Annotated in this window: 20 protein-coding genes and 1 tRNA gene; 12 read left to right on the top strand and 9 right to left on the bottom strand. The window is 61.5% G+C overall.

Annotated elements, in window-relative coordinates:
* Positions 1 to 842 precede the first annotated feature (842 nt).
* The 4 genes from PQQ51_RS29760 to acs form a co-directional block, all read right to left on the bottom strand.
* Positions 843 to 933: transfer RNA gene (locus PQQ51_RS29760), tRNA-Ser, on the bottom strand.
* Between the two features lie 71 nt (positions 934 to 1,004).
* Entirely contained in the window at positions 1,005 to 3,023 is a 2,019-nt protein-coding gene (locus tag PQQ51_RS29755; RefSeq protein ID WP_408500780.1) for a sodium:solute symporter family protein, read from the bottom strand.
* Between the two features lie 4 nt (positions 3,024 to 3,027).
* Positions 3,028 to 3,417, bottom strand: coding sequence for a DUF4212 domain-containing protein (locus PQQ51_RS29750; protein ID WP_408500779.1), 390 nt, complete (start codon positions 3,415 to 3,417; stop codon positions 3,028 to 3,030).
* Positions 3,418 to 3,528: 111 nt separating this feature from the next.
* Positions 3,529 to 5,511, bottom strand: coding sequence for an acetate--CoA ligase (gene acs / locus PQQ51_RS29745; RefSeq protein WP_408500778.1), 1,983 nt, complete (start codon positions 5,509 to 5,511; stop codon positions 3,529 to 3,531).
* A 647-nt stretch (positions 5,512 to 6,158) separates the two neighbouring features.
* Here acs and PQQ51_RS29740 point away from each other — a divergent pair.
* From PQQ51_RS29740 to PQQ51_RS29705, 8 genes are all read left to right on the top strand, one after another.
* Positions 6,159 to 6,773, top strand: a complete 615-nt coding sequence (locus PQQ51_RS29740; RefSeq protein WP_408500777.1) for a TIGR00645 family protein — start codon at positions 6,159 to 6,161, stop codon at positions 6,771 to 6,773.
* Positions 6,774 to 6,822: 49 nt separating this feature from the next.
* Complete coding sequence (locus tag PQQ51_RS29735; RefSeq protein ID WP_408500776.1) at positions 6,823 to 8,346, top strand: fumarate hydratase; 1,524 nt, start codon at positions 6,823 to 6,825, stop codon at positions 8,344 to 8,346.
* Between the two features lie 214 nt (positions 8,347 to 8,560).
* Positions 8,561 to 9,040 (top strand): bacterioferritin, encoded by a 480-nt coding sequence (bfr, locus tag PQQ51_RS29730; protein ID WP_408500775.1) that lies wholly within the window; start codon positions 8,561 to 8,563, stop codon positions 9,038 to 9,040.
* A 177-nt stretch (positions 9,041 to 9,217) separates the two neighbouring features.
* A complete protein-coding gene (gene murI / locus PQQ51_RS29725; protein ID WP_408500774.1) occupies positions 9,218 to 10,075 on the top strand; it encodes a glutamate racemase in 858 nt (285 codons plus the stop codon).
* 216 nt (positions 10,076 to 10,291) lie between these two features.
* A complete protein-coding gene (locus tag PQQ51_RS29720) occupies positions 10,292 to 10,528 on the top strand; it encodes a (2Fe-2S)-binding protein (RefSeq protein ID WP_408500773.1) in 237 nt (78 codons plus the stop codon).
* A gap of 265 nt (positions 10,529 to 10,793) precedes the next feature.
* Positions 10,794 to 11,519, top strand: a complete 726-nt coding sequence (locus PQQ51_RS29715) for an energy transducer TonB (RefSeq protein ID WP_408500772.1) — start codon at positions 10,794 to 10,796, stop codon at positions 11,517 to 11,519.
* Positions 11,520 to 11,545: 26 nt separating this feature from the next.
* Positions 11,546 to 12,277 carry a MotA/TolQ/ExbB proton channel family protein gene (locus PQQ51_RS29710; RefSeq protein ID WP_408500771.1) on the top strand — a complete coding sequence of 244 codons (732 nt, stop codon included), beginning with the start codon at positions 11,546 to 11,548 and terminating at the stop codon, positions 12,275 to 12,277.
* 16 nt (positions 12,278 to 12,293) lie between these two features.
* Positions 12,294 to 12,713, top strand: coding sequence for an ExbD/TolR family protein (locus PQQ51_RS29705; protein WP_408500770.1), 420 nt, complete (start codon positions 12,294 to 12,296; stop codon positions 12,711 to 12,713).
* A gap of 371 nt (positions 12,714 to 13,084) precedes the next feature.
* On the opposite strand, the gene PQQ51_RS29700 is transcribed toward PQQ51_RS29705, so the two are convergent.
* Positions 13,085 to 14,074 (bottom strand): LysR family transcriptional regulator, encoded by a 990-nt coding sequence (locus PQQ51_RS29700; RefSeq protein ID WP_408500769.1) that lies wholly within the window; start codon positions 14,072 to 14,074, stop codon positions 13,085 to 13,087.
* 122 nt (positions 14,075 to 14,196) lie between these two features.
* On the opposite strand from PQQ51_RS29700, the gene PQQ51_RS29695 reads away from it, so the two are divergent.
* The 4 genes from PQQ51_RS29695 (at position 14,197) to hemP (ending at position 16,702) form a co-directional block, all read left to right on the top strand.
* Positions 14,197 to 15,075, top strand: a complete 879-nt coding sequence (locus tag PQQ51_RS29695) for a pirin family protein (RefSeq protein ID WP_408500768.1) — start codon at positions 14,197 to 14,199, stop codon at positions 15,073 to 15,075.
* A 214-nt stretch (positions 15,076 to 15,289) separates the two neighbouring features.
* A complete protein-coding gene (locus tag PQQ51_RS29690) occupies positions 15,290 to 15,688 on the top strand; it encodes an OsmC family protein (RefSeq protein ID WP_408500767.1) in 399 nt (132 codons plus the stop codon).
* Positions 15,689 to 15,753: 65 nt separating this feature from the next.
* The gene (locus PQQ51_RS29685) at positions 15,754 to 16,236 is read left to right on the top strand and encodes an SRPBCC family protein (RefSeq protein WP_408500766.1); all 483 of its coding nucleotides are present in this window, start codon (positions 15,754 to 15,756) and stop codon (positions 16,234 to 16,236) included.
* Between the two features lie 202 nt (positions 16,237 to 16,438).
* Positions 16,439 to 16,702: a hemin uptake protein HemP gene (gene hemP, locus PQQ51_RS29680; RefSeq protein ID WP_408500765.1), complete on the top strand. Its 264-nt coding sequence runs from the start codon at positions 16,439 to 16,441 to the stop codon at positions 16,700 to 16,702.
* 283 nt (positions 16,703 to 16,985) lie between these two features.
* Here hemP and PQQ51_RS29675 read toward each other — a convergent pair whose 3' ends face one another.
* The 4 genes from PQQ51_RS29675 to PQQ51_RS29660 all read right to left on the bottom strand — a co-directional run bounded on the left by PQQ51_RS29675 (position 16,986) and on the right by PQQ51_RS29660 (position 20,340).
* Positions 16,986 to 18,392 (bottom strand): 4Fe-4S binding protein, encoded by a 1,407-nt coding sequence (locus PQQ51_RS29675; protein ID WP_408500764.1) that lies wholly within the window; start codon positions 18,390 to 18,392, stop codon positions 16,986 to 16,988.
* Entirely contained in the window at positions 18,389 to 19,234 is an 846-nt protein-coding gene (locus PQQ51_RS29670; protein WP_408500763.1) for an FTR1 family iron permease, read from the bottom strand. The genes PQQ51_RS29675 and PQQ51_RS29670 overlap by 4 nt, the downstream gene beginning before the upstream one ends.
* 65 nt (positions 19,235 to 19,299) lie before the next feature.
* Positions 19,300 to 19,632 carry a cupredoxin domain-containing protein gene (locus tag PQQ51_RS29665; protein WP_408500762.1) on the bottom strand — a complete coding sequence of 111 codons (333 nt, stop codon included), beginning with the start codon at positions 19,630 to 19,632 and terminating at the stop codon, positions 19,300 to 19,302.
* Between the two features lie 159 nt (positions 19,633 to 19,791).
* Positions 19,792 to 20,340 (bottom strand): iron transporter, encoded by a 549-nt coding sequence (locus tag PQQ51_RS29660; RefSeq protein WP_408500761.1) that lies wholly within the window; start codon positions 20,338 to 20,340, stop codon positions 19,792 to 19,794.
* Positions 20,341 to 20,347 lie beyond the last annotated feature (7 nt).

Raw genomic sequence — 20,347 nt, 5'->3', positions numbered from 1 at the left:
TTAGCGCCGCGCGTGACTATCGGAATCGTCCGAAAATCGGGCGAGGCACGGAAGGTGCCTTTGCTATTGCAGATAGCCATTTCGACGCAGCGACGGAGAGGAGTAGCGGGGGCATCCTGCTGCGGGCTTTATCGGACCCGTTCTGAGATTTTCGCTGTGAACTCCAAGGGCACTACCAGACTAATCCGAACGGCACCAAAGCCGATAACTGGTCAACGCAAGGGAATCAGAATCCCTATACCGGCCAATGGGGAACCAAGCCTGCTTACTAAGCGAAGCTCACGAACCGCAGGCATCCCTCGCAGAATTCAACAAAAGGATCCCGCCACGTCTCCATCGGTAAGCGGGTGGACACGTGGCATAGACAACGGACTCACAGTCGTCGCGCCCCCGGGGCATGACGACAACAACTTTAACTGCCGCACGCTTATGGACATCACAACGGGTATTGTCATCGTCACGCTAGCCCCTGTGCTGCTGCTATCGTTCCTTTTTAGAAACAAGCCGGGGTCAGCGTTCGGCCCAAAAGTCTGTTCGAGATGCAATGTTGAATTGCGTGGCTGGCATAGTTCAGGCCGAAAGCAGGTCTGGTTTCGTCACGATGCAAGCGGGAAGCGTATTTACTTCTGCGCCCGGTGTAAGAACAAATGAGAGACGCACTGCTCTCCGTGGTTACCGTCATATGCTCACGCTTGGGACAAGGAAGCCAGTGACACGCCCAAAGTCAACATCGCGAAGCATTCACGTGCAACGAGCTTGCGTGGTAAAAATGTGTAGTACGGCGATTTGATGCGACGCGCAAAACCCTTTAAATAGAGGGTATTACGGTATATATGTGGTCCTGGCGGAGAGACGGGGATTCGAACCCCGGATAGGTTATTAACCTATACACGCTTTCCAGGCGTGCGACTTAAACCGCTCATCCATCTCTCCGGCGGGGAGCCGAATTATAGCAAACTTCGCGCCCTGCGCCAGACCCTTGCGCAAACCCGCCGATCCGACGCCTACGGATGGCGAATATAGTCCACCAGCGCCATCGTATAAGCATCCGGTTTGCGGTCGAACAAACTCACGCAGATCGCCACCAGAAACCCCGCCGGCACACCGAACACGCCCGAACTGATCGGCTCGATGCCGAACCAGCGCGCGCCGGCAAAACCCGTCATCTGCGTGAAGAACGGATACGTCGACACGATGTAGTAGATGCACACCACGAGCCCCGCCACCATCCCCGCCACGGCGCCGAGCCGCGTCGTGCGCTTCCAGAACACGCCCAGCACCAGCACCGGAAACAGACTCGACGCCGCCAGCGAAAACGCCGCCCCCACCAGAAACAGAATATTTCCCGTATTCAGCGACGCCACATACGACGCAAACAACGCGACCCCCAGCAACAGAATCTTCGAGATCGTCACGCGCCGCTGGCTCGATGCCGACGGATCGACCATGTGGTAGTAGACGTCATGCGACAACGCGTTGGCGATCGTCAGCAGCAGGCCATCGGCCGTCGAGAGCGCCGCGGCCAGCGCGCCCGCCGCGATCAGTCCGGACATCACATACGGCAACCCGGCGATCTCGGGCGCGGCCAGCACCACCATGTCCGGCTGCATCTGAATCTCGCTCCAGCGCACGATGCCGTCGCCGTTCGTATCGGCGAGACTGATCAGACTCGGCTCGACCTTGCGCCATTGCGTGAGCCATGACGGCAAATCGGCGAAGTGATGCCCGACGAGGTTGGTCAATATCTCGTACTTGATCAGCACGGCCAGCACCGGCACCGTCAGATAAAACAACGCGACGAAAAACAGCGTCCAGCCGACCGAGCGTCGCGCGGACGCCACCGACGTCGTCGTGTTATAGCGCGTCAGGATATGCGGCAGGCTCGCGGTGCCGAGCGACAGACACAGCAGCAGCGATAGAAAATTGCGCTCGTGGGTGCGCCGGTCTTCGTCGTTCGCGGCGGGAAACGGTTCGTGCATCGGCACTGGCGCGGCGGCACGCATCAGCATCTCGTCGCGTCGCTGGGTCCACACGATCTGCGCGGCGGCGGCGTCGCGCGGAAACTGGTCGAGCGCCTTCTCGCGCTCCTTGATGTCGCGCAGCGGTCCGTTGCGGCGGCGCAGATCCGCGACCTCCTGCTGCAAGCGCAGTTTTTCTTCGACGAACGATTGCGGCAGCGTATCGAGCCGCGTCTGCATGTGCGCCGCGCGTTGCCGGTAGTCGTCGCGCACGGTCTGTTCGAGCGGCGCGTCGCGCACCTGCTTTTCCAGCACTTCGACACGCTCCATCAAGCGGCCATAGTTGAATTGCGGCACCCAGCCGAGACCGTCCTTGTGCGCGATCATCGACACCGGAATCAGAATCGCAGCAATCAGGATGATGTATTGCGCGACCTGCGTCCACGTCACCGCGCGCATGCCGCCGAGAAACGAGCACACCAGAATGCCCGCGAGTCCGCAGAAAATCCCCACCGCGAAGTCGACGCCGATAAAGCGCGTCGCGATCAGACCCACGCCCTGAATCTGCGCGACCAGATAAACGAACGAACACAGGATCGCGGCCAACGCGGCCAGCCCGCGCACCGCGTTGCTCGAAAAGCGCGTGCCGAGAAAATCGGGAATCGTATAGCGCGCGAGCTTGCGCACATAAGGCGCGAGCAGAAACGCCACGAGACAGTAGCCGCCGGTCCAGCCCATCAGATACGCGAGACCGTCGTATCCGGTCGCATAGATCGACCCGGCGAGCCCGATGAACGACGCCGCGGAAAGCCAGTCGGCCGCGGTGGCCATCCCGTTGAACGCCGACGGCACGCGCCGCCCCGCCACGTAATACTCGACGAGGTCCGACGTGCGCGACAACAGGCCGATCACCGCATACACCGCGATCGGCACGAACAGGAACACATAGCCGATCCACACGCCGGGACCGGTCGTGCGTTCGATACGCCACATCACGTAGATGAACAACAGGAAGCCGAGCGTATAAAGCGCGTAGGAACGGATCAGCCGGTTGGTGAGCTTCATCGGCTCAGTTTCCGGGGACGCTTGCTTCAGCGCCGGTGCTAGTGTCGACGCGGAGAGGGTCGGCGGCATCGGCGTCGAATGCGCGTTGCAACCGGCGGTCGGCGCGCTGCATCAACACGATATAGACGACGATCAGCGCGACATACAGCAGAATCGCCCCTTGCGCGCCGAAGTAGAACGGCATCCGGAAGCCACCGATGCGCACGTCCGCCAACGCGGGCGCCACCAGCGGCAACACGAACGAAACGATGAAGCCCAGCGTCATCAACGTGGCGATCAGTGCGAGGTTGAAACGCCAGTATGTCCGATGCGCGCGCGCCATCGACGCCGAAACCGGAGGCGGTTCGGGCGTCGGATTGAGCGTAGCGTGAGAATCGGGATGCGGCGCGGCCATGCGCCTATGTATCAAAAAGCCACCTGGCAGGCAATCGGGATTGACCGCCCGGCGGCTTCAGGTGCGTTGCCGATGTGGCCGGCCTTGAGGTGAATCAAGGTCGGCCAAAGCTCACAGCGATTCGCCGAGCTGATCGAGAATCGCCGGGTTCTCCAGCGTGGACACGTCCTGCGTGATCGCCTCGCCCTTCGCGAGCGAACGCAGCAGGCGGCGCATGATCTTGCCGGAACGTGTTTTCGGCAGGTTCTCGCCGAAGCGGATGTCTTTCGGTTTCGCGATCGGCCCGATCTCCTTGCCCACCCACGCACGCAATTCATTGGCAAGCTTCACCGCGGCCTCGCCTTCCGGACGCGCACCCTTGAGCACGACGAACGCGCACACGGCTTCACCGGTCGTGTCGTCGGGACGGCCCACCACGGCCGCTTCCGCGACGAGCGGATTGGACACCAGCGCCGACTCGATCTCCATCGTGCCGAGACGGTGGCCCGACACGTTCAGCACGTCGTCGATCCGGCCCATGATCGTGAAGTAGGCAGTTTCCTTGTCGCGCACCGCGCCGTCGCCGGCGAGATACAACCTGCCGCCGAGTTCTTCGGGGAAGTAGCTCTTCCTGTAGCGCTCCGGATCGCCCCACACGTTGCGCAGCATCGACGGCCACGGGCGCTTCACCACCAGAATGCCGCCCTGCCCGTTCGGCACGTCCTGACCGGTTTCGTCGACCACCGCCGCCATGATGCCCGGCAGCGGCAGCGTGCACGAACCCGGCACGAGCGGCGTCGCGCCCGGCAGCGGCGTGATCATGTGGCCGCCGGTTTCCGTCTGCCACCACGTATCGACGATCGGGCAACGGCCGCCGCCGACGTTCTCGTGATACCAGATCCACGCTTCCGGATTGATCGGCTCGCCGACCGTGCCGATCACGCGCAACGACGACAGGTCATAACTCTTCGGATGCACTTTCGCGTCGGCCTCGGCGGCCTTGATCAGCGAGCGGATCGCCGTGGGCGCCGTATAGAACAGCGAGACCTCGTGCTTCGCAATCATGTCCCAGAAGCGGCCGGCGTTCGGATACGTGGGCACTCCTTCGAACACGACCTGGGTGCCGCCGAGCGCAAGCGGACCATACGTGATGTAACTATGGCCCGTGATCCAGCCGATGTCGGCGGTACACCAGAACACATCGGTGGGCTTCCAGTCGAAGGTCCACTTCATGGTTTGCGCGGCCCACAGCAGATAGCCGCCGGTGCTGTGCTGCACGCCCTTCGGCTTGCCGGTCGAACCCGACGTATACAGAATGAACAAAGGATGCTCGGCGCCGACCCACTCGGGCGCGCATTGATCCGACTCGTTCTGCGTGAGCTCGTGCATCCACAGATCGCGGCTGTCGTTCCACGCGATCTTGCCGCCGGTGCGCTTGTAGACGATCACGCTCTTCACCGCGTCGCAGCCGCCCATCGCGATCGCTTCGTCGGCGATGTTCTTCAGCGGCAGTGCCTTGCCGCCGCGCATCTGTTCGTCGGACGTGACGAGCGCGACCGCGCCGACGTCGACCAGACGTTCGTTCAACGACTTCGACGAGAAGCCGCCGAACACCACCGAGTGCGTCGCGCCGATACGCGCGCAAGCCTGCATCGCGACGATGCCTTCGATCGACATCGGCATATAGATGACGACGCGATCGCCCTTCTTCACACCGCGCTTTTTCAGCGCGTTCGCGAAGCGCGACACGCGTTGCAGCAGATCGTTATAGGTGACGTTGGTGACGGTGCCGTCGTCGGCTTCGAACACGATCGCGACACGCTCGCCGTTACCGGCTTCGACGTGACGATCGATGCTGTTATACGAGGCGTTGATCAGGCCGTCTTCGAACCACGTGTAGAACGGCGCGTTCGACTCGTCGAGCACCTTGGTGAAAGGCTTGTGCCAGCTTAGCGTTTCGCGGGCGAGGCGCCCCCAGAAACCTTCGTAATCGCGTTCCGCCTCGGCGGTCAACGCCCGGTACGCGTCCATGCCGGAGATCGCCGCACCGGCCGCAGCTTCGGCGGAGGGCGGGAAAACACGGCGTTCCTGAAGAACCGATTCAATCGCAGACATCGACAACCCCTTGGTGAAGATGAAACGTAAACCTGTGGCAAAACTCGCCTGTGGCAACCCGCCTGTGGCGTGCCGCGCGGAAATGGTACCGGGTATTACCGCTGATCGAGGAAGAAACCCGATCGCGCATGCCGCACCGGGTCATGCGCTCGACCCGTGGCCGTTATCGCCACGATAAGCGCAGCAACTTACCTGTCACTTACATGGATGAATGGGCCGTTACCCCGATGACCCCGATGCGACCCTTGAGTCGTCAATGTTAGCTGAAGCGCTTGCGCAATGTCATGCACATCCCCGGCCGAGGCTCGGGTCTCTACCTTGGTAGTTTCCCCAGGTGTGGGCTTTGCACTGACCATTGAGGTCGCTCACTCAAAGGTGCGCTTGCAGGAATTGAACGTCAACGCACGACCTCGGCGAGCAGATCGAAGCGCATCAAAATACATAGCGATCCGAATTAACCAAGTTGTGTAACGCAGCCATGATCTGCACGTAAGTGCGTCTCTGCGGCCTACCCCGCCAACCACATTGCCCGCCTCAATGCGGCGGATTCAGGCATCGCTGTACAATAGCGCGCCCGTCGCGAGCTTATCCGCCGTGTCTGGTCACAATACGCGCCGTTCCCCGAATACATCGCCCTGACTCTGCCCATGTCCGCACCGCGCCCTACCTCCGCCGGTAATCCGCGTCGCCCGATGCGCCCGCTGCCCGCCATCATCTTCATGAGCCGCTGGCTGCAGGTGCCGCTCTATCTGGGCCTGATCGTCGCCCAGGGCGTGTACGTCGTATTGTTCCTGAAAGAAGTCTGGCATCTGGTCACGGCTTCCATGAAGCTCGACGAAACCAGCATCATGCTGGTCGTGCTCGGCCTGATCGACGTCGTGATGATCTCGAACCTGCTGATCATGGTGATCATCGGCGGGTATGAAACTTTTGTGTCGCGGCTCGGTGTCGAGGGTCATCCGGACGAACCGGAATGGCTCGATCACGTGAACGCCGGCGTGCTGAAAGTCAAACTGTCGATGGCGCTGATCAGCATCTCGTCGATCCATCTGCTGAAAACCTTCATCAGCCCCGATCAGAATTCGACCCATACGATCATGTGGCAGGTGATCATCCACGTCGCGTTCCTGATCTCCGCACTGGTGATGGCGCTGGTCGACCGGATGACCACGCATACGCATCCCAAACATTTTCAGGAACCCGCAGCAGCGTATCCGCTGGGTTCTTCAAACGATTCCACTCCCCTGAAGACGCACGATTGATCGCATCGCGATCGGAACGCAAGCGTCCATTGTCCCCACTGAGCTAGCCATGACCGTCATCAAACAGGAAGATCTGATTCAGAGTATTGCTGATTCGCTGCAATACATCAGCTATTACCATCCGCTCGATTACATCCAGGCCCTGGGCCGCGCGTACGAACTCGAACAGAGCCCGGCCGCGAAAGACGCGATCGCGCAGATCCTCACCAACAGCCGCATGTGCGCCGAAGGCAAGCGCCCGATCTGCCAGGACACCGGCATCGTCACGGTGTTCGTGAAGGTCGGCATGGACGTGCGCTGGGAAGGCGCGACGATGGGCGTCACCGACATGATCAACGAAGGCGTGCGCCGCGGTTATCTGAATCCGGAGAACGTGCTGCGCGCGTCGATCGTGAGCCCGCCCGAAGGCGCGCGCAAGAACACGAAAGACAACACGCCGGCTGTGATCCACTACGAAATCGTGCCGGGCGACAAGGTCGACGTGCAGGTCGCGGCGAAGGGCGGCGGCTCGGAAAACAAATCGAAGTTCGCGATGTTGAATCCGTCGGATTCGATCGTCGACTGGATTCTCAAGACCGTGCCGACCATGGGCGCGGGCTGGTGCCCGCCGGGCATGCTCGGGATCGGCATCGGCGGCACGGCCGAAAAAGCGATGCTGATGGCGAAGGAATCGCTGATGGACCCGATCGACATTCAGGACGTGATCGCGCGCGGCCCGCAAGACTGGATCGAAGAACTGCGCGTGGAATTGCATGAAAAGGTCAACGCGCTCGGCATCGGCGCGCAAGGTCTCGGCGGTCTCGCCACCGTGCTCGACGTGAAGATCATGGCCGCGCCCACGCATGCCGCGTCCAAGCCGATCGCGATCATCCCGAACTGCGCGGCAACCCGTCACGCGCATTTCACGCTGGACGGCTCGGGCGTCGCGAAGCTCGAAGCGCCGTCGCTCGACGCATGGCCGAAAGTGCAGTGGGAACCGGACACGGAAAAGAGCAAGCGCGTCGATCTGAACACGCTGACGCCGGAAGAAGTCGCCGCGTGGACGCCGGGCCAGACGCTGCTGCTGTCGGGCAAGATGTTGACGGGCCGCGACGCGGCCCACAAGCGCATTGCCGACATGCTCGCGAAAGGCGAGAAGCTGCCGGTCGACTTCACCAATCGCGTGATCTATTACGTGGGCCCGGTCGATCCGGTGCGCGACGAAGCGGTCGGCCCGGCAGGCCCGACCACCGCGACGCGCATGGACAAGTTCACCGAAACGATGTTGTCGCAAACCGGCCTGATCTCGATGATCGGCAAGGCGGAACGCGGCCCGGTCGCGATCGAGGCGATCAAGCAGCACAAGGCGGCCTATCTGATGGCCGTGGGCGGCGCAGCCTATCTCGTGTCGAAGGCGATTCGCAGCGCGAAGGTTCTCGCGTTCGAAGACCTCGGCATGGAAGCGATCTACGAGTTCGATGTGCAGGACATGCCGGTCACCGTCGCGGTCGACTCGAACGGCACCTCCGTTCACCAGACCGGCCCGAAAGAATGGCAAGCAAAGATCGGCAAGATTCCGGTCGCGACGGTCTGATGACTGTCTGATTACTATTTGACTTTTGTTGAAAAAATAAGCAAGAAATGCAAGCCGGGGCCTTAAAACCCCGGCTTTTTTATGACGAAATGAGAACGGTACTCATGACGCAAAAAACCTTGCAAATCAACGCAAAAAACTGTGTTTTTGCCTTGGCTTTTTCTGTTTCGCCGTTTATTGTTCTGGAAAATTCAATTCCCCACCAAGGACAGCTATGCAAGGCGATAAGAAAGTCATCGAATATCTGAACGCGCAGTTGAAAAACGAACTGACTGCGATCAACCAGTACTTCCTGCACGCACGGATGTACCGTCACTGGGGTCTGGAAAAACTCGGCAAGCACGAATACGACGAATCGATCGGCGAAATGAAGCACGCCGACTGGCTGATCGAACGCATTTTCATGCTCGACGGTCTGCCCAATCTGCAAGACCTTCACAAGTTGCTGATCGGCGAGGAAACCAAAGAAATCCTCAACTGCGATCTGAAGCTCGAACAGATTTCACAAACCACCTGCAAGGAAGCGATCGCTTATTGCGAGTCGGTGCGCGATTTCATCTCGCGTGAAATCTTCACGAAGATTCTCGACGACACCGAAGAACACATCGACTGGCTCGAAACCCAGATCGACCTGATCGACAAGATCGGTATTCAGAACTATCAGCAAACGGCAATGGGTCCGATCGAAGGCTGATCGAACCAGGTTGAATACGCCCGCGCATCGCCGCATGAGCAACAGGCTCATGCACACGAATTCGAACCGCGCGGGCGATATACTTGCGCACTTCCCCGTTTTTGCGACTCGTCGCTGAGCGTCGTGCCGCGCCTGCCCTCTCCGCTTATGCCTACAGATATCTCGTCTTCAGGTGCCGTGGCTGCCGCCTCGGGTGCCGGCTCGCGCGCGCCGGTCGGGATTTTCGATTCGGGTCTGGGCGGTTTGTCGGTGCTGCGCGCGGTCCGCGCGCAACTGCCGCACGAGGCGATCCTGTACGTGGCCGACTCGCTGTACGCGCCGTACGGCGAACGCGACGACGACTTCATCGCCGACCGCACGCTCGCCATCTGCGAATGGCTGGTCGGGCAAGGGGCGAAGGCGCTGGTGGTCGCCTGCAACACGGCGACCGCGCAGTCGATCACGCTGGTTCGCGAAAAGTTGTCGATCCCGCTAGTCGGCGTCGAGCCCGGCATCAAACCGGCCGCGTTGCAATCGAAAACGCGCGTCGCCGGCGTGCTCGCCACCCAGGTGACGTTGCGCAGCGCGCGTTTTCAGGCCCTCCTCGAACGCTATGCGGCGGACTGCCGCTTCCTCTGCCAGCCAGGCCATGGGCTCGTGCAGGCGGTCGAGCGCTGCGACGTGGGTTCGGCGGAGCTGCGCGAGCTGTTGCGCAGCTATCTGGAGCCGATGCTCGACGCGGGCGCCGACACGCTGGTGCTCGGCTGCACTCACTATCCGTTCCTCGACGCAGCGATCCGCGACATCGTCGGCGATCGCTTGACGCTGATCGATACCAGCGTGGCCATCGCGCGCCAACTGGAACGGGTGCTCGACCAGCACGGCTTGCGCGCCGCCCCGGAAAACGGCGCTCCTGTTCTGCCCCGCTTTTATTCGACCTCCGACGGCGCCCATCAGCAGCAACTCGCGGCGTCCCTGCTGCATATCGACGCGTCCGTCGAGCGTGTGTCGATCCCGTCGCGCCGCACCGCCGCGCCGAATTCCCAAGCAGCATAAAACCCATCTCCGGCGCATTTTGACGCCGTCAAGCGGCGTTTTTGGCCCAAATCCCGCACATTTGTCACAGATTTGGGCCACTCCACGGTGTGCCGCGCTTTAGGCGAAACCCTTCTAACAGTCTGGTTTTGTTACAAAAAATGATGCGGGGTGCTTGCCAAACGAGCCAAAGAAAATGATAATAATTCGCATTAACGTTAGCTATGACGCCACGCCATGATTGTCTGTGTCTGCAAGTCTGTTTCTGACCGAAAGATCCGTGCCTCGATCGCGGATGGCGTCGATTCGTTCGACGAGCTTCAGTTCGAGCTGGGCGTCGCGTCCTGCTGTGGCAAGTGCGCGGACTCCGTGCGCGACGTCATGATGCAAAGCGGCGTGTGCGCAAGCCGTTGCGGCGTCGAGCATCACGCGCAAGCCGTACCGCTGACGTTTTACGAACGCAAGGCGGCCTGAGCGCAGGTTCTGCGGCGCGGCCCACGCCGCGCAGTGCGTCGATCTGCATCACGCGCCGTTTTTGTCGCCACGTTTTATTGCCATACCACTGCCGTCAGCAAGCCACTGTCCGTACCAGCCAGCTAAACCGCTCACCCGTTAAAAGGAGTTTGAGATGGAATTGCTGATTGGTTTCGTGACTACTTTATGTATTTCCCTGCTGATCTTTCGAACATGACGCTGCCTTGTCTGACGTGCCGCACCGCCGGCTCGCCGCTACGCTAATATGCAGGCCCCGCACACAGTTTCAGCCGGCTTCGCGCCGGCTCCATCCGCCCGAATGAATTCCCGTACTCTGACCGCGACTGCTGCGGTCGCGGCGATTCACGTCGCATTGCTCGCTGTGATTTTGACGATGCGGCACGAGCCGGTACAACCGGTGATCGAGTCGAAAGTAATGACCGCGCAGTTGCTCGCGCCGGCGCCGGTCGCCGCACCGGTCGCGGTGCAATCGATCGCGCCGCCGCCGCCGAAGCCGACGCCGGTTCACAACAAGCCGAAGATCACGCCCAAGCCGACACCTACTCCGAAGCCGACGCCGTTGCCCGTCGCCGCTGCGCCTTCGCCGACGCCTGTCGCCGCGCCCGACCCGACGCCGGCGCCTGCCGCACCGGCTGCGCCTGCTGCTCAGGCCGCGCCGGCAGTCGGCCGTCCGACGCTGGAAATTCAGGCGCCGAAAAACGTCGCGCACATCGACTGCAGCATGGTCACACCGGAGTACCCGACGCTCTCCAAACGGCGCGGCGAAACCGGTACGGCATCGGTGACGTTCGTCATCGGACCGACGGGCAGGGTCGAAAGCATCTCGCTCAAGAAGAGCAGCGGCTTCAGCCGTCTTGACGACGCCGCGATCGCCGCCGCGCACGCGAGCACGTGCAAGCCTTATATCGAGAACGGCCAGGCCATTCGGGCCACCGCGACTCAGCCATACAACTTCAATCTGAACGATTGAAGCAGATTTCAAATAAAGGAATTGCAATGCAAAACTACGGATTGGCGCACGTGTGGGCGCAAGGGGATTTCGTGACGCGCGGTATCGCGCTCGCACTGTTGATCATGTCGGTGATGTCGTGGAGCGTGATCGCCATCAAGGGCTGGAACGTGATGCGCCTGAACCGTCTCACGAAGAATGCCGAGCAGGCGTTCTGGCATTCGGACGATCTGGCCGACGGCGTGAAGAAGCTCGGCGCCGGTTCGTCGACGCCGCAGGACAACCCGTTCCTCGCGCTCGCGCTGTCGGGCCAGGAAGCGGCGGACCATCATCATCAGACGCAGCCGCATCTGCATGACCGGATGGACGTGTCCGACTGGGTCACGCGCTGCCTGAAAGACACGATGGACGAAAGCGTGTCGCGCATGCAAAGCGGCCTCGCGATTCTAGCTTCCATCGGCAGCACGGCGCCGTTCGTCGGCCTGTTCGGCACGGTGTGGGGCATTTATCACGCGCTGCTGGCGATCGGCGCGAGCGGCCAGTCGTCGATCGACCAGGTCGCGGGTCCGGTCGGCGAAGCGCTGATCATGACCGCGTTCGGCCTGTTCGTCGCGATTCCCGCGGTGCTCGGCTACAACGCATTGACGCGCGCCAACAAGGCGATCGTCTCCAAGCTGAGCCGCTTCGCACACGGTCTGCACGCATTCTTCGTGACGGGCGCCCGTCTGTCGTCGTCCAAGCGCGGCGACGGCCTGCGCCTCGCCACGCGCGCCAACTGATCGACGAGGCACTTCGATGGCAATGAGCCCTTTCGCCGGCGACGATGACGACGGCCTGATGAACGAAATCAACATGACGCCGCTCGTCGACGTGATGTTGGTTCTCCTGATCGTTTTCATGGTGACGATTCCGGTGATCCGTCACGCGGTCAAGATCGATCTGCCGCATGCAAGCAGTCAGAAGGAAGACACCAAGCCCGCGCAGGTGACGGTGTCGGTCGACGCGGACGGCAACGTGATGTGGGACGAACAGAAGGTCGACGACGCCACGCTGCGCGCGAAGATCGAGCAAGCCGCGCAGGCGAATCCGCAGCCGGAACTGCATCTCGATGCGGACCGCAAGGTCCCGTACGAGAAAGTGGCCGAGGTGATGTCGGCCGCGCAAGCCGGCGGCCTGACGAAGATCGGTTTCGTCACGCAGCCGAAGGCTAAATAAGCACTCGGCCGCAGCAGCGGAAATACAGAAAAGCCCTTGTTTCAACGGCTAAAAGTAAAAGGCCTTCATCTGACGATGAAGGCCTTTTTTTGTGCGCACTCGGCGCTTTCGGGCGGCGGGATCATTTGCCATCGGTCGAAGACTGATAACTCGAATCACCGCATGCGACAGCCGTGATCGACACGGACAGCGCGGTCAGCCCTATCAGGCCGGCTATCATAGCGGCCATGAGTTTTCGCATAAGAGACTCCTTAGCGAAGGGATTTCAATATAGGCCCGCGAGCGCGCGCAAGCAAGAAAACGCTCATTGAAAGTACTCATGACAGGCGGCGCTTAAATGCTAAAAACGATGTTGTGCCGCGTACGAAGTGCTATGACGCGACAGCAAGCGCGCGCCACTCAGCCGCCTCTTTTTCCGCAGCCACCGGACACTCGCCCGTAATGTGTTTTCCTTCGTCCGGATCGAGCATTTCGACCAGATAATCGACGAATGCCCGCACCGCCGGCACCATCCCCTGACGCGACACGAAAACGGCATATAACTGCGGCGCCGGAAAGCTCCAGCCTGGCATCACCGGCGACAACTTCCCCGCGCGCAACGCGGCCCCGTACATCATCTCCGGCAACGCGGCAATCCCGACGCCGGCCAGCACGGCTTCGCGAATCGTCATCAGATCGGGGGTGACGAGACGCGGCTCGTGTTCGTGCACGTGACGCGTGCCGTCGGGCGCGATCAGGTTGTACACGTGGCGGCCGTCGCCGGTCGGCACGTCCAGCGTTTCGAAACGCGTCAGCTCGCTCGGCGTAAGCGGCGGCGCATTCTGCTGCAACAGGCTCGGCGCGCCGACCAGCATCTGCTGAGTGCGCCACAACGGCCGCACGACGATGTTGGCGTTTTCCGGCGGCGCAGAGCGTATGCGCAACGCGACGTCGATCGAATCCTCGAACAGATCGACCACGCGGTTCGTCACGCGCATCACCACGCGCACTTCCGGATAGCGATGCATGAATTCCGGCAGGATCTGCGACAGGATGGTCTGCGACACCGTGACCGGCACGCTCACGCGCACGTTGCCGCGCGGCGACGACCGCAGTTGCTGCACCACGTTGACGGCCGCCTGCGCCTCGGCAAGCATCGCCTGACAGTGCTGGTAGAACAGTTGGCCGGCTTCGGTAAGCGCCAGCTTGCGCGTGGAGCGCTGCAACAAACGCACGCCGAGCGACGCCTCCAGCTCGGTCAGCCGGCGCGACAGACGCGATTTCGAGATGCCCAGCACCCGTTCGGCTGCCGAAAAACCGCCGTGTTCGACGACCTGCGAAAAATACATCAGGTCATTCAGATTGTGTGAATCGATCTTCATCTCATCGTTCCAGTAATAGAACAATCCATTGCGTGACGGCGGCTGGCACCTCGGAAAACGGTCCCTATAATAGCTCCATGTTTCAAAAATAATGCTATTCCCCATTTCCCGAGGTGACTTTGATGACCACTCCACGCACGATCGAACGCACGTTTCCCGCCGTTCGCACGACCGAGGGCGGCGGTTTCATCGTCCATCGTCCGTTTCCGACTCGTCTGCTGATGGATTTCGACCCGTTCCTGTTACTCGACGAGATGGGCCCGATCGACTACGCGCCGGGCGAGGCAAAAGGCGCGCCGGATCATCCGCATCGCGGCTTCGAGACGGTTACCTATGTGCTCGAAGGCCAGTTCGGCCACAAGGATTCGGCAGGCCACGAGGGCACGCTACGCGCAGGCGACGTGCAGTGGATGACCGCGGGCGCGGGCGTCGTGCACAGCGAAATGCCGGACCCGTCGTTTGTGAGAAGCGGCGGCCGTGTGCATGGTTTGCAGTTGTGGGTGAATCTGCCGCGCCGCGACAAGATGATCGAGCCGCGTTATCAGGAAATAGCGTCGGCGAGTATTCCGGTCGCGACTTCCGCGGACGGGCGTGTGCGCGTCAAGGTGATCGCCGGCGAGGCGCTCGGTGTGAAGGCCGCGATCGAAACGCGCACGCCGATCCTGTATCAGCATTTCTCACTGCAACCGGGCGCGTCGGTGACGCAGCCGGTACCCGCCGATTTCCGTGTATTCGCGTACAGCCTGTCGGGCAAGGGATTTTATGGCGAAGGCGACGCACGCCAGGAAATCGATGCGCAGAAAATGGTCGTGTTCGAGAACGACGGCGAGTCCGTCACGTTCGCCGCCGGCACCGAGCCGCTCGAAGTACTGCTGCTCGGCGGCGTGCCGCTGAAGGAACCGGTGGTGCGCTACGGCCCGTTCGTGATGAACACGGAAGACGAGATCCGTCAGGCCGTGATCGACTACCAGGCGGGACGGATGGGCTCGATCGCGCACTGACCTCGCCTTCATCGCACGCCGCCGCGCTTCCTGCATTGGAGCGCGGCGGTTTTGCGCTGGCGGCGTGGGCGTGGGCGCGTGCCGCGCAGTCTGGACCGCTCAAACCGCGAACCCGACAATTTCGTTCACAATAGCGACTCCACCGCGTGCCGCCTTCGTATAGCAAAACGAAGCGCGCCTCGCGGCAAAATTTCCGTCCCCTTCAGGAGCGCGCATGGCCGAGACCACCGTCACCGCCCATATCGGTTCGACGAATTTCCAGGTTCTTTTCGACGACGGCAAGCACACGTGGCTCGCCGACGAACCCGAGTCGCTGGGCGGTGGCGATCGCGGCCCGACGCCCATTGCACTCCTGCTGTCGAGCCTCGGTGCATGCACGTCGATCACGCTGAAGATGTACGCGCAACGCAAGGGCTGGCCGCTCGCCGACGTGCGCGTCGCGTTGTCGATCGAAACCGGCGACGCGGGCTCCACCATCGACCGCAAGATCGTGCTGGAAGGCGATCTGTCCGACGAGCAACGGGAACGGCTCTTGCAAATTGCCAATGCGTGCCCAGTTCACAAGATCCTTACGCATTCGATCACGATCCGTTCGGGTCTTGCCGTCGCCTGATGCGTGCCGACAGGCAGCTCGCACATGTTGCACGTAGTGCAACGCTCTCATAGGAAGCCGTCGTTTTGAATTTCGAACACCTTATCCAGATCAACGACCCGTTGAATCCATTCGTCGACTCGATGACCCGCGAGCAGTTGTGGGAAGGTCTCGTGCTGCGCGCCGAGCAGCCGCAACTGTTCGTGATGGGACTGGACAGCTGCACCATCCTCTCGCGCGACGGCAACGTGCTCGAGCGCGAACTGCATTACGGCCAGGCCACCGTGCGCGATCGCGTCACGCTGCAGGAAAGCCAGAGCGTGCGCTACGACATCCTGCCGACCGCGGATCACGTCGGCGGCTCGCTGACCATGACCATCGAGCAACCGGACGAACTGCAACTGTTCCTGCGCTTCGAATACGCGACCACCCTGCCCGTCTCCGACGATCAGGATGCCGTGCAGACCCAGGAGATCGTGAAGTCCGCGTATCGCGAGAACGACATCGATACCGTGCGGCTGATTCGTCAGTTCGTGCAGACGAAGCAGCAACCCGGCTCGTTGCATTAAATAGCGTGCGGGCGTTCTGCCCGCACCGCCGCCGCACGCTCACGCAGCTCGCCGCCGTCTAAAAAGACGGCCGCCACTTCCTCGTCATATCCGCCCCAACGCTCAGCTATCAGAACTCGAATCCGATCAATTTCTTTTCTTGTAAATAGGAATAGTTATCATTTAGAATTAGTCCATCGAATCGACGAACAGCTACAACGAAATGACCGATCTCACGCGCTCTTCCACTCTCAGCCTGCGCCGCCCGGCGGCCGCGCTGACCAGCCGGCCGAAAGCATCGGCGGCAACGACGGCAACCGCGACGAAACCCGTTGCCGCTCGCACCGAAGGTTCGGGAGAGCAAACAGATCGAGTCGTGCGCAGCGACGCATTGCTGCAAGGACATAGCCACGTCAGCATCTCGCACAACGGCGAGACCTATCAGCTCCGGGCCACGCGTCTGGGCAAGCTGATCCTGACGAAGTAGGACCGAATAGCAGTCAGTACCGGGTATTGTGGGGACCACCTCCTCGAGAGGTGTTGGGCATTAGCCAGCCACGACGGCTTGCACGTGAGAACTAGACCCCTTCGTGCAGATACCAAGCCAGCCGTCGCAGCAAGCCAGGCCACTTTTTTTGGTTCCCATCCAATGCGGATGCACATACCGAACCGGCATGCATCGCAATCTGTGAATTGAACGTACTAAAAAGCCGTGGGATGAACTTCACCTCCACGGCTTTTTTGCAGCATCGACGGGTTTAACGCGGCGTTTACTTCGACGCCCAACCCCAGAACATCAGCCACCAGGCGCTATCCACCACCGCCAGGGCAGCCACGAACCACAGCATCGCCAAACCGCGCTGAACGAGCCGTTCGCTATAGCGGCGCGTGACGAGCCACGCGAGCCATGCGCTCCATAGATTGGCGATCGCCAGAATCGCGATGCGCATGTCCGACGCCCACCACAGCGACACGTGTTCCGCGCGCAGCAGCGAAAGCGTCGTCGCGGAAAGGCCGAGAAATACGCCGGCACCGGCGATCGGAATCAGCCCTTGCGTCAGATGATGCAAACGCACAGTGCTGAACTTGCCGAGCGTGCGTGTCGCCACCATCAGCAACAGCAGCAACGCCGTGCCGTACACGAGCGCCGTGGCGAGGATGTAGCCGATCACCATCGTGCCGTCGAGCCATGAAAACACGTCGTTCTGTTCGGGGTAATGCGTGAACAGGAACCACGGCGCGTTGGTGTCGAGCGGCCACGTGATGTTGCGATCGACCAGCCAGTTGACGAAGAAAATCTTCAGGTCGATGAACCAGCGCGACGCGGTCCAGTGGAATGCGCCGATCGCGATGCCGAGCAGGCCATACAGGATCAGCGCGGTATCCCACGGGTTCGCCTGCTTGTCGCCGAGCTGCACGACTTCCGACGACGGCGTGCGCCACGTCAGCGCAACCGCGTCGCGATGTCCGCTGCACCGCCCGCACATATGGCAATCCGACGCGCCCTTCATATTGCGCAACGGCACCAGCGGCGCACAGTTAATCGGGATCACGCGGTGCCCATGCTCGCCGTCTTTATACGAGCGCCGCCAAGCGTCTTCGTCGACCTTGTAGTGGAACGGCGCGAGGCGCGCCAGAAGCGAAAAAACCCCGTTGACGGGGCACAGATACTTGCACCAGACGCGCTTCTCGCGTCCGTACAGCAAGCCGATGATCATCGCCGCGAAAGTCGAGCCGCCGAGCACCAGCAGCACTGCTTTCGGATACTGATAAACGCTCACCATCTGACCGTAGATCGTGGTGATGCCGAACGCGACGAAAGGCCAGCCGCCCCAGCGCATCCAGCGCGGAATCGCCCAGCCGCGGCCGTACTTGCTGGCGAATTCGGCGAGCGCCCCTTCCGGACACAGCACACCGCACCACACACGGCCCAGCATCACCATCGACAGCAGCACGAACGGCCACCAGATGCCCCAGAAAACGAACTGCGCGGCGAGCGTCAGATTGTTCCACAGATGCGCGGTGTCATCCGGCAACGGCATCACGGCGGGCACCAGAATCAGAAACGCGTACACCGCAACGACAACCCACTGAATGCCGCGAATGACCGCGCCGTGGCGTTGCATCCACTGTCCGGCCGCCGCGAGGCGGCCCGGACGGGTCATGACCGTGCTCATGCCGCGCGCCCTGCGGCCTGCTGCGCCGGTTTGCGATTCGCGCGCCGCACCAGCAGGTAGACCACGCCCCAGTACGCCGCGTAGGCGAGCAGATTCATCAGCGCCGGATGAGCGCGATAACCGGTGAGCGTCGACACCAGCGAACCGAACGTGCTCGAGTCGTCGAGGAGCGCCGACGAGTTCCACACCTGGTCGATCAGCGTCGGCAGGATTTCCTTGTCGATCAGTTTGTCGACGCCGGTCTGGAACAGCCCCGCGCCAAGGAACAGCAGCATGATTTCGGTGATGCGGAAAAACAGCCGCCACGAGAAGATCTTGCCGCCCAACTGCAAGATGTAGAACGTCAGGAACGCGAGACCCAGGCCGATCACCACGGCAAGCATCTGGCTCGCGGCCACGTGACCGGACTGGCCGAAGCCGAGCCCGTACAGGAAGATCACCGTTTCGCTGCCTTCACGCGCGATCGCCAGCGCGACCAGCACCGCGACGCCCCACCAGTTCGAGTCGCGCTGACTTTTTTGCAGCGACTGTTCCATGTCGCGCTTCAGCGTGCGGCCGTGCTGCTTCATCCACAGCACCATCTGCACGATCAGCACGCACGCGACCAGCACCATCGCCGTCTGGAAGTAATCCTGCGCGTCGCCGGACAGCACCTCGGTGAAACCGACCAGCGCCGCGCCGAGCGCCACCGCCGCGATCAGGCCCGCCGCGACGCCGCCCCACAAATACGGCAAACCGCGGCGCGCGTCGTCGTCGCCATTCTTCAGCCACGCATACAGGATGCCGACGACCAGCAACGCCTCGACGCTCTCCCGCCATACGATGAACACAATCTGACCCATCTGATTCTCCTTCTACTGCTTTTGCGAACGCCCGCTCGACACGCGCACCTACATTCGGCGACGATCTACTTGGCGACGATCAAGCCCTGCGCCTGCTGGTGAAAATCGTCGAAGAACTTGTACTCGCCCGGTTCGAGCGGCGCGATCACGACGAACGATTCCGCGCCCGGCGCCAAGACCTTTTCCTTGCGCAACTGCACGCTTTCGAATTCGGCCGCGCCCTTGCCGACGTTGCGCACCTCGATCTTGATGCGCTGCCCTGCCGGCACTTCGATGCGGGCCGGGTTCAGCTTGCCGTCGTTCATTTCCAGCTTGAAGGTGGGCAGATCCGCTGCATGCGCGGCGCCCACCAGCAATGTGGTCATGGCGAGGATCGCGATCTTTCGGTTGATTCTCATTAGCCTGTCCGGAAAACGCGGCGCCAGGCTTCATGCCTGGCGCCGCCTGCTGCATTCATCCATTCGCCCAAGGGCTGCGCCGCGCGTTCAGACGCGGTGAAACCCGACGAGCCGCGAGGACGCGAGATTCGCGCGGGAATTCCCGGGAATTCGCGCGGATTAATACCCGCCCTTCTTGCCGATGCCCGCGAACGCGAAGTCGTACTCGAGCGTGATCGGCTTGAACCACGAGCCCACGCCGGTTTCCTTGTCGACGTGACGGCCGAAAGCCATGTGGCCGCTTTGCATCGGCGCTTCGACGATCATCTTCAGATGGTACTTGCCCGGGCCTTGCAGCTTGACGTTGTCACCATAGTGCGGACCGTCGTTCGCGACCATCGGCATCAGATCGCCCTTCTGGGTCTGAGTCGAACCGGCTTTGGTCAGCTCATAGCGCACTTGCAGATAGGGCATCCAGTCGCCTTCGGCAAAGCCGGTCGGATTGTTCTTGACCGCGTGGATGTCGGCTTCGAGGTGAATGTCCGAATCCGAGGCCTTGCGCATCATGCCTTCCGGTTCCATCGTGATCGGCTGCAGATAGACCGCATTGATTTCCATGCCGCCCTGAATCTGCTGCTTGCCGATCGGGTATTCCGCTGCCGTTGCCGAAAGCGCCGCTACTGCTGCGATCGCCGCTGCGCCGCCGCGCACAAATGAAGAAACACGCATCGAAGCT

It is taken from the genome of Paraburkholderia xenovorans (assembly GCF_046030735.1).
In the GTDB taxonomy this organism is placed as follows: domain Bacteria; phylum Pseudomonadota; class Gammaproteobacteria; order Burkholderiales; family Burkholderiaceae; genus Paraburkholderia; species Paraburkholderia xenovorans_A.
This window is presented reverse-complemented; position numbering and strand designations above follow the sequence as displayed.

What these genes read in the sequence shown, in the direction of transcription:
- PQQ51_RS29755 (WP_408500780.1), bottom strand. Translation starts at nt 3,023, where the DNA reads ATGAAGCTCACCAACCGGCTGATCCGTTCCTACGCGCTTTATACGCTC.
- PQQ51_RS29750 (WP_408500779.1), bottom strand. Translation starts at nt 3,417, where the DNA reads ATGGCCGCGCCGCATCCCGATTCTCACGCTACGCTCAATCCGACGCCC.
- acs (WP_408500778.1), bottom strand. Translation starts at nt 5,511, where the DNA reads ATGTCTGCGATTGAATCGGTTCTTCAGGAACGCCGTGTTTTCCCGCCC.
- PQQ51_RS29740 (WP_408500777.1), top strand. Translation starts at nt 6,159, where the DNA reads ATGTCCGCACCGCGCCCTACCTCCGCCGGTAATCCGCGTCGCCCGATG.
- PQQ51_RS29735 (WP_408500776.1), top strand. Translation starts at nt 6,823, where the DNA reads ATGACCGTCATCAAACAGGAAGATCTGATTCAGAGTATTGCTGATTCG.
- bfr (WP_408500775.1), top strand. Translation starts at nt 8,561, where the DNA reads ATGCAAGGCGATAAGAAAGTCATCGAATATCTGAACGCGCAGTTGAAA.
- PQQ51_RS29720 (WP_408500773.1), top strand. Translation starts at nt 10,292, where the DNA reads ATGATTGTCTGTGTCTGCAAGTCTGTTTCTGACCGAAAGATCCGTGCC.
- PQQ51_RS29715 (WP_408500772.1), top strand. Translation starts at nt 10,794, where the DNA reads ATGCAGGCCCCGCACACAGTTTCAGCCGGCTTCGCGCCGGCTCCATCC.
- PQQ51_RS29710 (WP_408500771.1), top strand. Translation starts at nt 11,546, where the DNA reads ATGCAAAACTACGGATTGGCGCACGTGTGGGCGCAAGGGGATTTCGTG.
- PQQ51_RS29705 (WP_408500770.1), top strand. Translation starts at nt 12,294, where the DNA reads ATGGCAATGAGCCCTTTCGCCGGCGACGATGACGACGGCCTGATGAAC.
- PQQ51_RS29700 (WP_408500769.1), bottom strand. Translation starts at nt 14,074, where the DNA reads ATGAAGATCGATTCACACAATCTGAATGACCTGATGTATTTTTCGCAG.
- PQQ51_RS29695 (WP_408500768.1), top strand. Translation starts at nt 14,197, where the DNA reads ATGACCACTCCACGCACGATCGAACGCACGTTTCCCGCCGTTCGCACG.
- PQQ51_RS29690 (WP_408500767.1), top strand. Translation starts at nt 15,290, where the DNA reads ATGGCCGAGACCACCGTCACCGCCCATATCGGTTCGACGAATTTCCAG.
- hemP (WP_408500765.1), top strand. Translation starts at nt 16,439, where the DNA reads ATGACCGATCTCACGCGCTCTTCCACTCTCAGCCTGCGCCGCCCGGCG.
- PQQ51_RS29675 (WP_408500764.1), bottom strand. Translation starts at nt 18,392, where the DNA reads ATGAGCACGGTCATGACCCGTCCGGGCCGCCTCGCGGCGGCCGGACAG.
- PQQ51_RS29670 (WP_408500763.1), bottom strand. Translation starts at nt 19,234, where the DNA reads ATGGGTCAGATTGTGTTCATCGTATGGCGGGAGAGCGTCGAGGCGTTG.
- PQQ51_RS29665 (WP_408500762.1), bottom strand. Translation starts at nt 19,632, where the DNA reads ATGAGAATCAACCGAAAGATCGCGATCCTCGCCATGACCACATTGCTG.
- PQQ51_RS29660 (WP_408500761.1), bottom strand. Translation starts at nt 20,340, where the DNA reads ATGCGTGTTTCTTCATTTGTGCGCGGCGGCGCAGCGGCGATCGCAGCA.